Source organism: Chryseobacterium sp. D764, assembly GCF_019317325.1.
Classification (GTDB): domain Bacteria; phylum Bacteroidota; class Bacteroidia; order Flavobacteriales; family Weeksellaceae; genus Chryseobacterium.
On the sequence record NZ_CP079219.1, the window covers coordinates 3,288,773 to 3,301,644 of the forward strand.

The 12,872-nt window shown below is 34.7% G+C and carries 16 protein-coding genes and 1 tRNA gene; 11 read left to right on the plus strand and 6 right to left on the minus strand.

Translation table 11 applies throughout. The features are described from left to right. Positions 1 to 33: 33 nt before the first annotated feature. Together KYG33_RS14895 and KYG33_RS14900 are read right to left on the minus strand one after the other, a co-directional pair. A tRNA-Val gene (locus KYG33_RS14895) sits at positions 34 to 108 on the minus strand. A gap of 42 nt (positions 109 to 150) precedes the next feature. Further along, positions 151 to 1,395, minus strand: coding sequence for a bifunctional folylpolyglutamate synthase/dihydrofolate synthase (locus KYG33_RS14900; RefSeq protein ID WP_180564890.1), 1,245 nt, complete (start codon positions 1,393 to 1,395; stop codon positions 151 to 153). A 178-nt stretch (positions 1,396 to 1,573) separates the two neighbouring features. Between KYG33_RS14900 and KYG33_RS14905 the strand changes: the two genes are divergently transcribed. Genes KYG33_RS14905 through KYG33_RS14925 form a run of 5 tightly spaced genes read left to right on the plus strand, consistent with a single transcriptional unit; the run spans position 1,574 to position 5,773 of the window. Beyond that, positions 1,574 to 2,896, plus strand: a complete 1,323-nt coding sequence (locus KYG33_RS14905; protein ID WP_219071999.1) for a TolC family protein — start codon at positions 1,574 to 1,576, stop codon at positions 2,894 to 2,896. Between the two features lies 1 nt (position 2,897). Beyond that, on the plus strand, positions 2,898 to 3,491 hold the full coding sequence (locus KYG33_RS14910) for a SprT-like domain-containing protein (RefSeq protein WP_219072000.1): 594 nt from the start codon (positions 2,898 to 2,900) through the stop codon (positions 3,489 to 3,491). A gap of 2 nt (positions 3,492 to 3,493) precedes the next feature. Beyond that, a complete protein-coding gene (locus KYG33_RS14915; protein WP_228408576.1) occupies positions 3,494 to 4,576 on the plus strand; it encodes a mannose-1-phosphate guanylyltransferase in 1,083 nt (360 codons plus the stop codon). 32 nt (positions 4,577 to 4,608) lie between these two features. Next, positions 4,609 to 5,271, plus strand: a complete 663-nt coding sequence (locus KYG33_RS14920) for a hypothetical protein (RefSeq protein ID WP_077413265.1) — start codon at positions 4,609 to 4,611, stop codon at positions 5,269 to 5,271. After that, complete coding sequence (locus tag KYG33_RS14925) at positions 5,240 to 5,773, plus strand: GNAT family N-acetyltransferase (protein ID WP_219072001.1); 534 nt, start codon at positions 5,240 to 5,242, stop codon at positions 5,771 to 5,773. The genes KYG33_RS14920 and KYG33_RS14925 overlap by 32 nt, the downstream gene beginning before the upstream one ends. Before the next feature lie 93 nt (positions 5,774 to 5,866). Here the strand turns inward: KYG33_RS14925 and bcp are convergent, their stop codons facing one another. Continuing rightward, positions 5,867 to 6,316, minus strand: a complete 450-nt coding sequence (bcp, locus tag KYG33_RS14930) for a thioredoxin-dependent thiol peroxidase (protein ID WP_077413267.1) — start codon at positions 6,314 to 6,316, stop codon at positions 5,867 to 5,869. 33 nt (positions 6,317 to 6,349) lie between these two features. Between bcp and KYG33_RS14935 the strand changes: the two genes are divergently transcribed. The 6 genes from KYG33_RS14935 (at position 6,350) to KYG33_RS14960 (ending at position 11,051) form a co-directional block, all read left to right on the plus strand. Beyond that, the gene (locus tag KYG33_RS14935) at positions 6,350 to 6,970 is read left to right on the plus strand and encodes an endonuclease III domain-containing protein (protein WP_077413268.1); all 621 of its coding nucleotides are present in this window, start codon (positions 6,350 to 6,352) and stop codon (positions 6,968 to 6,970) included. A 304-nt stretch (positions 6,971 to 7,274) separates the two neighbouring features. Then, positions 7,275 to 8,054: a GLPGLI family protein gene (locus KYG33_RS14940; RefSeq protein WP_219072002.1), complete on the plus strand. Its 780-nt coding sequence runs from the start codon at positions 7,275 to 7,277 to the stop codon at positions 8,052 to 8,054. Between the two features lie 22 nt (positions 8,055 to 8,076). After that, complete coding sequence (locus tag KYG33_RS14945) at positions 8,077 to 9,693, plus strand: vitamin K epoxide reductase family protein (protein WP_219072003.1); 1,617 nt, start codon at positions 8,077 to 8,079, stop codon at positions 9,691 to 9,693. 75 nt (positions 9,694 to 9,768) lie between these two features. Then, on the plus strand, positions 9,769 to 9,951 hold the full coding sequence (locus KYG33_RS14950; RefSeq protein ID WP_077413271.1) for a TIGR04149 family rSAM-modified RiPP: 183 nt from the start codon (positions 9,769 to 9,771) through the stop codon (positions 9,949 to 9,951). Positions 9,952 to 10,015: 64 nt separating this feature from the next. Next, positions 10,016 to 10,846 (plus strand): DUF6625 family protein, encoded by an 831-nt coding sequence (locus tag KYG33_RS14955; RefSeq protein WP_219072004.1) that lies wholly within the window; start codon positions 10,016 to 10,018, stop codon positions 10,844 to 10,846. A 28-nt stretch (positions 10,847 to 10,874) separates the two neighbouring features. Then, positions 10,875 to 11,051, plus strand: a complete 177-nt coding sequence (locus KYG33_RS14960; RefSeq protein ID WP_219072005.1) for a hypothetical protein — start codon at positions 10,875 to 10,877, stop codon at positions 11,049 to 11,051. Between the two features lie 33 nt (positions 11,052 to 11,084). Here KYG33_RS14960 and KYG33_RS14965 read toward each other — a convergent pair whose 3' ends face one another. The 3 genes from KYG33_RS14965 to KYG33_RS14975 are packed head-to-tail and all read right to left on the minus strand — an operon-like array spanning position 11,085 to position 12,858. Next, positions 11,085 to 11,771 (minus strand): glycosyl transferase, encoded by a 687-nt coding sequence (locus tag KYG33_RS14965; protein ID WP_077413273.1) that lies wholly within the window; start codon positions 11,769 to 11,771, stop codon positions 11,085 to 11,087. Next, a complete protein-coding gene (locus KYG33_RS14970) occupies positions 11,761 to 12,363 on the minus strand; it encodes a hypothetical protein (protein ID WP_077413274.1) in 603 nt (200 codons plus the stop codon). Before KYG33_RS14970 ends, KYG33_RS14965 begins: the two co-directional genes overlap by 11 nt. Positions 12,364 to 12,411: 48 nt before the next feature. After that, the gene (locus tag KYG33_RS14975) at positions 12,412 to 12,858 is read right to left on the minus strand and encodes a DinB family protein (protein WP_077413275.1); all 447 of its coding nucleotides are present in this window, start codon (positions 12,856 to 12,858) and stop codon (positions 12,412 to 12,414) included. Positions 12,859 to 12,872: the final 14 nt, after the last annotated feature.

A 12,872-nucleotide genomic window follows, 5' to 3' on the forward strand; every position in this document is an offset into this window, starting at 1 on the left:
GAAATTTTTTGAAAGGCTTCAGTATCCTTTTTGTGGGCCCTGAGGGATTCGAACCCCCGACCCTCTGGGTGTAAACCAGATGCTCTGAACCAACTGAGCTAAGAGCCCCTATAACTTGTTTCCTCGTTTAGAGTGGTGCAAATATACGACTTATTCGGAAATCTCCAAATTTTTTTCTAAAAAATCTCCCACAACAAAGTTACTTCCCCCGATAAAAATCATTTCTTCATTTGTACATTGTTCTTTTGCAGCAAGATACGCTTCCTGTACAGAATCGAAAATTTTATAAAAAATTTTCGCCTCCTGAAGCAGATTTTCATAATCTTCTGGATGTCTTCCCCTGTTGACAGATGGTTTTGCAAAATAGAACTCAGAATTTCCAGGAAGTAATTTCATCACATCATCTATTTTTTTGTCATTCACAAACCCCAAAATAATATGCTTGTGACGGTCAATTGAATTTAATTGCGAAAAAACATATTCCAAACCTGCCTGGTTGTGTCCCGTATCACAAATTGTAAGCGGATTTTTTGAAAACTCAAACCAACGGCCAATGAATCCTGTGTTCTGATGAACATGGAGCAGTCCGTTTTCAAGATCTTTGTAGGAAATAGGAACCTCCAGTTTTCTTAATTCCTCTACCGCAGCCAATACAACTCTGATATTTTTCTTCTGATAATTTCCTTTCAAATCAGATTCAAGGTTTGTATTAATAAGAGTGGCGTCTATAAGGGGAGCATTTTCTTTAATCGCTTTTTCCTGGATGATATTTTTGACTGTTTCATTCTCATCACCTGAAATAATCGGGATATTACTTTTAATAATTCCCGCTTTCTCAGTGGCAATTTCTTCAATGGTATCTCCCAAAATATTCTGATGATCCAGCTGAACATTCGTAATTACAGAGATCAGTGGTTTAATAATGTTTGTTGAATCCAGTCTTCCTCCCAATCCAACTTCAATAATGGCAAAATCTACCTGTTGCTGATAAAAATATTCAAAAGCCATGATAGTGGTAAATTCAAAGAAAGAAGGGCGGATATCTTCCGGAAGAGCCCTTAGCTTTTGAATAAACTCAAAGACAAATTTTTTATTACAGTTTTTTCCGTTAACCTTGATGCGTTCTGTAAAGTCTATCAGGTGAGGAGAATTGTATAACCCGGTTTTATAACCAGCTTCCTGAAGGACAGATGCCAGCATATTGCTTGAAGAACCTTTTCCATTGGTACCTCCAACGTGGATACATTTGATTTTATCTTGAGGATTTTCAAAGAAAGCACAAAGCTTTGTAATATTGTCAAGTCCGGGTTTATAAGCCTTCTGCCCATCTATCTGATAGTTGGGCATCTGCACGAAAAGCCAGTCAATAGCTTCCTGATATTGTTCATTTGTCATGGTGCAAAATTCCCAAAAGTTTTTTTAAAAAAAAATATAATTTTTCAATCTGTAACTTTTTTATATTTAATTCGTCTAATATTGAAAAATCTTAATATGAAATCGCTGTGATTTACAAATTACAATGCAGGTGACACGATTCCATATGCCATTAAAAACAAATAAACATCTACATAATATGAAAAAAGTTTGGATCATCGTTTTTGGATTAGGTTATCTGGGTTTAAGTGCTCAGAAGAAATGGTCCTTAAAAGAATGTGTAAGCTATGCAGTGGAGCATAATCTTCAGGTTATCCAAAATCAGTATAACAAACAAAACCAGGAATACAATCTTAAAGCAGCTCAAAAAGAATATTTGCCTTCGGTAACAGGGAGTATGACGACTGGGGTGAGTTTCGGACAAGGATCATTAGGAGCCGGAAGCTTTAGAAACGATAGATTCAATAACAGTGTTGGCCTGGGAGCCGATATCTTGGTTTATAATAATAGGAGATTAGAGAAGAATGTTCGAAAAGCTCAGTTTGATGTAGAAGCAAGCCAATATGACATTGAAACCATTAAAAATGATATTTCTCTTCAGATTGCTCAACAATATCTAACCACTTTGTTGAATAAAGAGATTGTTAAAATCTCTCAGAGTGCTGTGGGGAATGCTCAGAAGCAGTTTGACAGAGCTAAAATCACAACTCAGGTTGGAACAACTGCCCAGACGGTTCTGGCAGAGGCTGAAGCAGCACTGGCAAGAGAAAAACAAAACCTTAAAACAGCAGAAGTAAATGTTGGACGTGCTTTGTTTGCCATCGCTCAGCTTTTACAACTGTCAGATTATAAGGGTTTTGATGTGGAAGATGTGAATATTCCGGAAAAACTTGATTTACAACTTACTACCGCAGATGATGTGCTTGCAACTGCATATGAGATACAACCTCAGATAAAAGCAGCGGAAAGCCGTATAAGATCTGCCGAAGCACAAACTGAAGTAAGCAAAACAGCATTCTGGCCTACATTAACAGCAAGCGCTGGTCTTAACACTTTCTATAACAGGCAGTTTGATCCTATGCCAGGTACTGTGCAGGGGAATTTTTTTGAACAATATAAAGATCAGTTTGGACAAAATGTAGGGCTATCACTTAATATCCCTATTTTCAATAAAGGAAAAACAAAATTACAGGTAGAACAATCTAAGGTTAACGAAAGTCTTGCTAAAAATACACTTGAGCAGCAGAAACAGACCGTAAGACAGAATGTACAGAAAGCTCAGTTTGATGCAGACGCCAATTATGAAAATTACCTGGCAGCTGTGGAAGCCGAAAAAAGTTCCAAACTGGCTCTTGATTTTGCAGACAAAAGTTATGCTGCAGGAAGAACAACCATTTATGATGTCAATGTCGCAAGAAATAATTATGCAAATGCACAGGGATCAGTAGCACAGGCAAAATATAATTATCTTTTTAGTCTTAAACTATTGAACTTCTATGCAGGAATTCCATTAAGTTTGTAAAATGCCAATTCAATCATTAGAAAAATATTTACCTAAAAACAATACTCTTAAATATTTAAGGATCTGGTTTTCAGATCACTATATACACATAAAGGTTACTAGAAACAGAAATTCAAAGCTGGGAGATTACAGAAAGCTTCCGGACAATTCCCATGAAATAACGGTAAACTCTACGCTTACCCCGCAGCTTTTTTTCTTTGTATTGACCCATGAGCTCGCGCACCTGATTGCGTTTGAAAAATATGGAAGAAAAATCTCTCCTCACGGTAACGAATGGAAAGAAACTTTCAGAAATATGCTCCTCGAAAGCCTTGAAATTTATGATGAAGAACTAAAGCCTATCATTGTAAAATTTTCAAAATCCCCAAAGGCCAATTTCATGGCCAGCCCGGATCTGGTAAGATATTTTCATACTGAGAAACAAGATGATACTCTTCATTTTATTGAACAACTTCAGAAGGGTGAATTTTTTATATACCGCAACGAAAAGTATTTATTAGAAGGTCTAGTTAAAAAAAACTATCTTTGTAAGAACCTGGCTACTGGAAGGAAGTATTCTTTCAAGCCTTTAGCGAGGGTAGAAAAATGTAGCTAAGAATGTTAAAATCAGATAGATACTGCGTTATAATGGCGGGGGGAATCGGAAGCCGGTTCTGGCCCATGAGCACGCAGAAATTTCCAAAACAGTTTCAGGATATTTTAGGAACCGGACGCACTATGATTCAGCAGACCTATGACAGAATCAGCAAGGTAATTCCTAAAGAGCAAATATTCGTGATTACGAATAAAGAGTATGTGGCTCTTTCTCATCAGCAGCTTCCGGAGATTCCTGAAGAAAACATTGTGGGTGAACCGCTTATGAAAAATACAGCTGCATGTAACCTGTATATGGCCAACAAGATTGCTGAGATCAATCCGGATGCAACAATGATTGTGCTTCCGGCGGATCATCTGATCCTTAAAGAGGATGTATTTTTGGAAAAAGTGGAGCTGGCATTTGAGGTGGCTTCAAAACATGATTATCTGGTAACATTAGGGATTACTCCAACAAGGCCTGATACAGGCTACGGCTACATTCAATTTGTAGAAAAGAAGGGTTCTGATTATTTTAAAGTCAAAACATTCACAGAAAAACCGATCCTTGAAATTGCCCAAAGCTTCTTAGAGAGTGGTGATTTCCTTTGGAATGCAGGTATTTTTATATGGAACGTAAAAAGTATTCACCATGCTTTTGATCTTTATCTTCCTGAGATGATGCAGCATTTTATGGCTTGTGAATACAATTCAGAAAAGGAAAATAGCTGTATTGAAACCATTTATCCAAAAGTTCAGAAAATCTCAATTGATAACGGAATTTTAGAAAAAGCAAAAAATGTATATGTGATTCCATCGGATTTGGGATGGAGTGATCTGGGAACATGGACATCTGTTTACGAAAATACAGAAAAAGATAAAGACGGAAATGCTGTGAAATTAAAGCATTTACTTTCCTATAATTCAAAAGGAAACATTATCCGTCTGAGAAATAATAATAAGGCGGTAATCATTGACGGCCTTGAAAACTACATTGTTGTAGATACCGATAAAGCACTTCTTATCTGCCCGCGAGATAACGACCAGCTTATAAAGGATTATGTCCTTGACTTAAAAAACTTTAAGAAAGGAGATAAGTTTATGTAATATTTGGTATATTTTCTGCTGATTTTTAAATTATGAGTAAAGCCGCAACCCGAATTACAATTCTTACATTTTTACTTTTGGGAATCTTAGGATTTTCTCAGGAGAAGAAAAAATTTTCAAGCATCCCGAATATTTTACAGCAGATCAACCCAAGCAATAGGGTAGACTCATGGATTTTGGTATATAACAGCTATGGAAAAGGGGAGGAAATAAAGGTTTCGGGTAAACTGGATTATACCCCTCAGTTCTCTGGATTTAATCTTTTCCCTAGTGAAGACAGCTTTTATTATATTGCTTATTCAGAAGGTGGTAAAATCAATTATGTTGCCGATGTTGAGGGACTTAAGAAGTTTATAGACCGGATTGATAATGCTCAGGAAGCTGCTGTAATGCTGGCTGCCGAAGGATATATGGTGGATGAAGAATTCAAAGACCTTGCGGGTAACTATCATGAAGATAAATCAAACTATTATCTGGACCTTGGAAAACTGACCTCAAAGGAGTGTCCTTACCAAAAAACACATTATACAGTGACTGTAAATAAATCAACAGGCGCAGTAAGTAATGTGAAGGACAATGGAACCTATATTGAGCTTTACAATAAAAAATGTGCTAATAATCCGAGACTTTTAAAAATCGAAAAAAAAGAAGAACCAAAGAAAGATGAGCCTAAAAAAACACCCAAGCGCAGATAATACCTATGAAACGGAACGATTAATACTTCGTCCGATGTCCCGTGAAGACAGTGATTTTGTCTTTGAGCTTTACAACAGACCCAAATTTATTCAACATATCGGCAACCGTAATGTCAATAGCATTGAAGATGCCGAAAATTATATCCTGAACAGATTTGCTCCACAGATTGAAAGACTGGGATTTGGGAACTATCTTTTAGTAACTAAAGAAGGGAATGAAAAAGTAGGAGCAGTAGGAATCTTTGAAAGAGAAGGTCTGGATATTGTAGATATAGGATATTCTCTACTGGAAGAGTTTGAAGGCAAAGGATATGCTTTTGAAGCGGCTCAGAAGGTCAAATCCATTGGGATGGATGATTTTGGACTGTTAAAAATATCGGCTATCATTTCAAAAGATAACGTTTCTTCCCAAAAACTGATCGAAAAATTGGGACTAAGATTTAAAAATTTTGTAACTCTTCCCGGAGAAACAGAAGAATTAAACTATTACGAAACAGAATAATAAATACATAAAAATTTATTTTCACAAATAACACAGATACATAATTGTGTTATTTGTGAAAATAGTTGTGATATCTGTGTTTCAAAAGAGAAATTATCCCTCCAGAATCTGTTCAGCAGCAGTCTTTGAAGTCACTTTTTCAATGACTCTTGTGCAGATACCATTTTCATCAAAAATAAAAGTGGTTCTTACAATTCCCATATAGGTTTTTCCAAATGTTTTTTTCTCCTGCCATACCCCGAATTTTTCAATGATATTACGGTTTTCATCCGCAATCAGATCATAAGGAAAGGCAAATTTGCTGTGAAAATTCTTTTGTTTTTTTACAGAATCACCGCTTATTCCCAATAATTGGAATCCCGCTTTTTTAAGCTTAGTATAGTTATCACTCAGGTTGCAGGCTTCCACCGTACAGGTTGGCGTATTCGCTTGTGGATAAAAGAAAACCACTAGTTTTTTTCCAATTAATTTTGATGAGGCTACTGTTTCTCCGTCTTGGTTGAGTTCTTCAAATTCAGGTAATTTATCTCCAACTTTCAGCATAATGATTTAATTTTGTTCAAATTTAAGGGTTACATGACAAAAAAACAAAGAGCTGAGCTCGTTCAGATAGAACTGGAGAAATTATATCCTACAACGCCTATCCCGTTAGATCACACTGATCCGTATACATTGATGGTTGCCGTAGCACTTTCTGCACAAACAACAGATAAAAAAGTAAATCAGGTTACCCCTGATCTTTTTGCAGTAGCAGGAACACCACAAAGAATGGCGAAGCTGGAAGAATTTGAAATCAAAGAATTAATCAAAGAAATAGGATTATCCAATACCAAAGCCAAAAACCTGAAAAAAATGGCTGAACTTCTATTGGAAAGGCACAACGGTATTGTTCCCCAGACTTATGAAGAACTGGAAGCACTTCCGGGAGTAGGACACAAAACGGCTTCAGTAGTAATGAGCCAGGGATTCGGATTTCCTGCTTTTCCTGTAGATACACATATTCACCGTCTGATGACACAATGGAAACTTACTTCAGGAAAAAATGTTGTGGAAACAGAGCGTGATGCCAAGAGTTTATTCCCTGAAGAGGTATGGAATAAACTTCATCTTCAGATCATTTTTTATGGAAGAGAATATTCTCCGGCAAGAGGAAAAGGAGAGAAGGATTTTATTACGAAAATGATGTTTGAAAAATAATTTTAACATTATTTAAGATTTTTACAACTGTTTTTAGTTGCGAATCGGGTCATATAAACACCATTTTGTGGTGTTTTTTTTTATTCCATAATGTTTTTTTTGCTTTTTTTTTTCACCAATAAAGGATATTTATAAATTTTATTAAAAACTTTTTTTTCTCAGAAAAAGGAGTTATCTATTTGATTTATAATATCATTTAGAGACAATAGAATTATTTTCAAAATTTTCTTTGCTGTAAATAACTTCAGAAGTATTGTATTTCCACAAAAAGAGATATATTTGGCTCAGTACCATGAAGACCAAAATGAAAAAAGTTAATCTTTTCGTTTTTTTTGTAATTTTATTTTCCTGTGCCTGTACTGGGCAGGTTCATCGTTTTTACTATGAACTTACTTATAAACCTTCTACAAAAAATAAAGCTTTTAAGAAAGATATTTTCCACTTGGACAGCCTTGAAAAAGGGTCCGTCTTCATACGAAAAGAAAAATACGAGTCAGACTCTCTATTGGCCGCACAGGCTTATTTGCCCGTTTTATCATTGGAAACCATGAACTTTAAAGTGGTAAAAGACCTCGAAACTCCATTGGTTACTATAAAAGATGATTTGTTCATAGGGACTATTTCTTATAAAGAGCCGGTTGACATTCAATGGAAACTTTCATCAGAGAACAGAATCATAGGAACACTGCAGGTACAAAAGGCAGAGACAGACTATGGAGGAAGACATTGGATAGCCTGGTTTACTCAGGAGATCCCTGTTTTTGATGGTCCCTATATTTTTATGGGGCTTCCGGGGCTGATCGTAGAACTAAGCGATACTGATAATGAATATCACTGGAAATTCATAGGAAGTAAAAAAAATGTACGATCCAAACTGTTCACCGAATCAATAATGGATGAGGCTGTGATGCCAAAAGAAGGCTACATTAAAAATAAAGCAAACTTTATCAAAGATCCGCTGCCTTTTCTGATGCGAAGCATGTCTGATGTCTCTAAAAATGAAGAGGTTATGAGCAGGATGAATCATCAGGCTGAAGCAATAAAAAAATATTACAGGGATAATGATAATACTATAGAGAAATAGTATAAATAACTCAACTATAACCATGGAACTAAGAAAAGAAATTAATGCAGTTTTTTTATATCTGAAATCAATTGATATAAAGATTGATAAGAATGATTATATCTATCAGGTAGAATCTCATCCGGAAACACCGAGTCTATTGGCTTTCAGTGATGCTCTTGGCTTTTTTGGTATTCCCAATGGGGCTTTTACAATAGGTTTTGAAGATTTTGATTATTTACCAGATACTTTTCTTACCATATTAGATGTAGGAAACAGGCATTTGATTTTATCCTATATTGAAAAAAAGGGGCAAAGTATTTTATATACTGATCAGGAAGGAGTCCAAAAAAACATTCTCCTTTCTGAAATACAAAGTTTATGGACAGGAGCAGTCCTGGCCGCTGAAAACAATGGGGAGGTCGCAAAATCAGCCAATTCTTTTTATAACAAACTGCTACCAGCATTTATCTTTTCTGCGGTATTTGTGATGTTGTATTTTATCGGGGGATGGTTTTTAAGTGGTTTTGGAGCTATTACCATGCTGGGCTTACTCTTTTCCTTTGAAGCCATAAAAACAGAGTTAGGGCTGGAGTCAGGTTTTTCTGCACAGTTTTGTGATGGTAGTGAGAAATCAAGTTGCAGCCAGATCATTAATTCTGAAAAAGGGAAGATTGCGGGGTTCAAATTGAGCGATCTCAGTGTTTTTCTTTTTGGAACTCAACTTTTCTCATTGCTTGTTCTCAATCATGAGCTTATCAACAACTATTATTTTCTGATTGCTGTTTCTTTGCTGGCATGTATTCCGTTTACATTGTATTCTGTTTATTTTCAGATGAAAGTAGAGAAGAAGTGGTGTCCGATATGTTTAAGTATTATTGGGGTCATCTATACGCAGCTTATTTATCTGGCATTTAATACGACAGGAATTTTAAATAACATGCATCTTGATCTTTCAATAGTTTTGATCTTGGCTGCGGTAATAATTGCTTTTGCAGGAACGTACTTTTTAATTAAAAAAGCCTTAATAAACTATGGAAAATTAAAAAAAGACGCAGAGTTTGACTCAAGATACATAAGACATTATCCTTATTTCAAAAATATTCTGACAAGCACAGAACCTCTTATTTTAAAAGCTGAACCTATCTTACTGGGGAATCCAAATGCTCCTGTAACTATTACTTTTATTACAAGTCCTTTGTGTGGATACTGTAGAGAAGCGCATGATTTTTTGCAAAAAATTTACAATCAATATAAAGATAAGGTCAACATCAAAATCAGGTTTAATATGACAGGAGTTGTAACAGCAGAAGTAGAAGAAATGCTGATTCAATTACTGAATATATACCTAACAAAAGGCGAACAGAAATTTATTGAGGCACTTCATGATTGGTATAGCCACCGAGATGCAGAGAAATGGCTGAAAAAATATAGTGCTACTCTGGAAAACAGAACATTTTTATTGAATAAACTGGTTTCTGTCTCTTATGAGAATTTACAAAACAATCTGTTTTTTACGCCACATTACTTTATCAATGATTATGAGTATCCCGTAAGGCTGAATAAAAAATACATGGAAGTATTTATGCCGGATCTTATTGAAGATGAATGGAATGAGCAGTTTGATTCTGTGGAAGAAATGGAAATTCAGTATAACTAAAAGAAATTATTATAATAATTATAAAAGAGGAAGCTGAAAATCTAAAGAGTAGGCAAACAATTAAAACAAATTTCTATGAAAAAATTACAAAAGTTGAGCTTAAATGCTATGAAAAACGAAATGAGCAGAAACGAAATGAGAGTAATCAAAGCTGGTTCAGGAGGTGAGCCAGGAACTTGTAACTGTAACTCACAGTACTGCTATATGAATAGTATGAGAGCTGTATGTGGTGGAGGATGGCCAGCAAAATGCTGCTAGTCAAACAAAATAACTTATATTTTTTCTGTAATTGCAATTCTGCAATTACAGAATTTTTTTACCTATGAAGACACCAAGTTTAGTTTTAATTACCTGTTGGTATGGCAAATACCCATGGTATATGCCCTATTATCTGCATTCTTGTGCTTTTAATCCAACTGTAGATTTTATCATTATTACGGATAATACCGAACCGGTAAAAAATGTTCCTGACAATGTTAAAATAATTCATAAAAGCCTGGATAATATCATTGATGAAACCTCAAATAAGCTCGGGTTTACCATTAATATTGATTATCCTTATAAATTGTGCGATTTTAAGCCGGCTTATGGCTTTATGTTCCCTGAATTGATAGAAGGATATGACTTCTGGGGACATTGCGATCTTGATCTTATTTATGGAGATATAAGAGCTTTTTTTTCCAATGAATTTCTCGATAGTTATGATTATATCAGTGTAAGAGATGATTATACTACCGGCTGTTTTGGGCTGTACAGAAATAACCAGCTATTAAATACATTTTTCAAAAGAAGTAAAGATTATAAAAAAGTGTTTTCTATGCCGGATCATTTCTGTTTTGATGAATGCAACTTTGTTTGGGATGATCTTGCAGAGGGTATTTCTATTTTTGAAATTGAAACTGAGATTGAAAGTTTTACCCATATCATGAAAAATGCTGAAAGAGATGGAATTCTCAGAACCCATTTTGATTTTATTCTGATGGAAGGCTACACTGGCAGAGTAAAATTTGATAACGGAAAAATTATTTATAAAAATAAATATGAAGCCATTATGTTTCACATGTTCTGGCTTAAAAAAGTGTACAATCCCGAAAAAGTACCTTCAAAAATCCCTAATAGTTACAATGTAAGCCCAACCAGAATATACTGGTAATTAAATAATATTAATAAAAAATAATACCATGAAAAAATTACAAAAAATGAGCATGAATGTTATGAAAAAAAACATGAGCAGAAACGAAATGAGAGTTATTAAGGCTGGTTCAGGCCCAACATCATGTAACTGCAATGCAGTGATGTGTCTAAACAACGGAAGTATGACAGCTTATTGCGGACCTTCAGGAGTAATCTGTTGCTAAACATTTTATGCAAGGTTATAAAAAAGAGAGAATCTATATTGTTCTCTCTTTTTTATTAACTAAAACCAATTGTTTGTATTTTTTCTGATATAGCTGAAGGGTAATATCTGCCGTTTTAAAATAATGTTCAATATTTCCACTGATATTATTTTCTTCTGTGATGTCAGAATATCCAAAATCTTTCTGAACAGAAACAAAAGGATATAAAACCATTTTATGAGCTGTCAGTTGTGATAAAAAGTTATCCGCAGTATCTTCCGGGCCAAAATCAGCATTGAGAATCTGATCAAAAAAACGGCTGTATATCACCATGAACTGGGTACACCAGAAATGATTGATCCAAAATCTGTTTTCCGTAATAGGGACAACAAATCTAAAGCCTCCTCCAATACCTCCGGATAAGATATCGGCTCCCTGTTCATTAGATTCTATGACGTTTTCTATAAATGAATCCCTGTTGTAATGGTCTGTAAAGACATGATCATCTTCTACAATGATAATGACATCATCTTCATTTTGAATAGCAATTTTTACAGTCTTTTTAATGCTTTCCCACAGTCCTATATTTCCTTTCTCATGTACACAGGCTTCTACAATATGGCAATCAAATTCAGGTTTTCCATCAAATTCTTTTACAATACTTTCCCTTCGGTCTTCCCTGTGTTTCAGGTTAATAATATAAGTGGGAATCATTATATCTGAAAAATGATTAAGGCTCATAACTGTAGTATTTTTTTATTTGAGAAAGTTCCTCCAGAAGAGCTTCTGGATCTTCGTTAAGGTTTTGAAAATCAATAGTGTTTTCGAAGGATTGGGTGTCTCCATCATTTTTATACAGAGAAATAAATGGGTGTGTTAGGAAAACATCCTCCAGGTTTGATGACAAAAATACATCGAGAGGAATTTGATCATTCCCATCATTCTGTAAGAAAAGAGGAAATGTTCTATTGAAAATAATAAAGAATTGTGCTCCTTTAAAACCATCAATCCAAAAAATGTGATCAGTAACCTCAATAACTTTTTCAAAGCCTAAAACACCTCCAAGCAATACATTTCCATCGAGTTTTTTTACTTTATTAATGCAGCTCTGAATATACTCATCAGTGTAATAAGGGCTGAAACGGTGCTGAGAAGTAGAAATGATAACAAAGTCTTCTTCATGATTTTTTTTAATTACATTTTGTAATGCACTTGAGAAGCTTTGTTGTTTATCAAGGAAAATAAATTCAGTTTCAAAATGTCTTTCCTCATATTGTTTAAAATCATTGCATGACTTTTCAGGATGAGAAGCGAAAACAAAAATTTTCTTCATAACATGATTGGTTTCGGTAGTTAGTTTTTGTAAAAATAATGAATGACATTAAATATCCAATAATCTTCTGTGGTAATTGATCTGTCCCAAATGATAATCCAGATGAGCAATCAGATGAATCAGAAAGTAATCTGTTGTCATAGCGCTTTCAAAAACAACCAGTGGATATTCTTTTTTCAGATCATCATCTGATAATTGTGGAAGCACGGAATCTATCATGGCTGCTGTAGCTTCAATTTTTTCAATAAGTTCAGCTTTTGAAATATCTTTTAATGAAAATTCCAGCTCACGGTGTCTTATATATCCTGTATTTCCTAGCTGTGCACCTATAAAATGATTGATATTTCCAACCAAATGAAGACAAAGGTTACCAGCAGAATTGGCAATACTTTTATCAATTTTCCAGAGATTTTCTTCATTTTGATAGGCTTCTATCTCTGATTTTAGTTTGTTTAAATCTCTGTTGTAAAGAGATCTAAGGCTTTCTGTGATCATATCAATTTTTGTTT

Excerpts from the sequence above, each read along its gene's own strand:
- KYG33_RS14965 (WP_077413273.1), bottom strand. The coding sequence starts at position 11,771 with ATGAGCCTTAATCATTTTTCAGATATAATGATTCCCACTTATATTATT.
- KYG33_RS14905 (WP_219071999.1), top strand. The coding sequence starts at position 1,574 with ATGAAAAAAGTTTGGATCATCGTTTTTGGATTAGGTTATCTGGGTTTA.
- KYG33_RS14935 (WP_077413268.1), top strand. The coding sequence starts at position 6,350 with ATGACAAAAAAACAAAGAGCTGAGCTCGTTCAGATAGAACTGGAGAAA.
- KYG33_RS14960 (WP_219072005.1), top strand. The coding sequence starts at position 10,875 with ATGAAAAAATTACAAAAAATGAGCATGAATGTTATGAAAAAAAACATG.
- KYG33_RS14945 (WP_219072003.1), top strand. The coding sequence starts at position 8,077 with ATGGAACTAAGAAAAGAAATTAATGCAGTTTTTTTATATCTGAAATCA.
- KYG33_RS14925 (WP_219072001.1), top strand. The coding sequence starts at position 5,240 with ATGAGCCTAAAAAAACACCCAAGCGCAGATAATACCTATGAAACGGAA.
- KYG33_RS14970 (WP_077413274.1), bottom strand. The coding sequence starts at position 12,363 with ATGAAGAAAATTTTTGTTTTCGCTTCTCATCCTGAAAAGTCATGCAAT.
- KYG33_RS14975 (WP_077413275.1), bottom strand. The coding sequence starts at position 12,858 with ATGATCACAGAAAGCCTTAGATCTCTTTACAACAGAGATTTAAACAAA.
- KYG33_RS14955 (WP_219072004.1), top strand. The coding sequence starts at position 10,016 with ATGAAGACACCAAGTTTAGTTTTAATTACCTGTTGGTATGGCAAATAC.
- KYG33_RS14900 (WP_180564890.1), bottom strand. The coding sequence starts at position 1,395 with ATGACAAATGAACAATATCAGGAAGCTATTGACTGGCTTTTCGTGCAG.
- KYG33_RS14950 (WP_077413271.1), top strand. The coding sequence starts at position 9,769 with ATGAAAAAATTACAAAAGTTGAGCTTAAATGCTATGAAAAACGAAATG.
- KYG33_RS14910 (WP_219072000.1), top strand. The coding sequence starts at position 2,898 with ATGCCAATTCAATCATTAGAAAAATATTTACCTAAAAACAATACTCTT.
- KYG33_RS14940 (WP_219072002.1), top strand. The coding sequence starts at position 7,275 with ATGAAAAAAGTTAATCTTTTCGTTTTTTTTGTAATTTTATTTTCCTGT.
- KYG33_RS14915 (WP_228408576.1), top strand. The coding sequence starts at position 3,494 with ATGTTAAAATCAGATAGATACTGCGTTATAATGGCGGGGGGAATCGGA.
- KYG33_RS14920 (WP_077413265.1), top strand. The coding sequence starts at position 4,609 with ATGAGTAAAGCCGCAACCCGAATTACAATTCTTACATTTTTACTTTTG.
- bcp (WP_077413267.1), bottom strand. The coding sequence starts at position 6,316 with ATGCTGAAAGTTGGAGATAAATTACCTGAATTTGAAGAACTCAACCAA.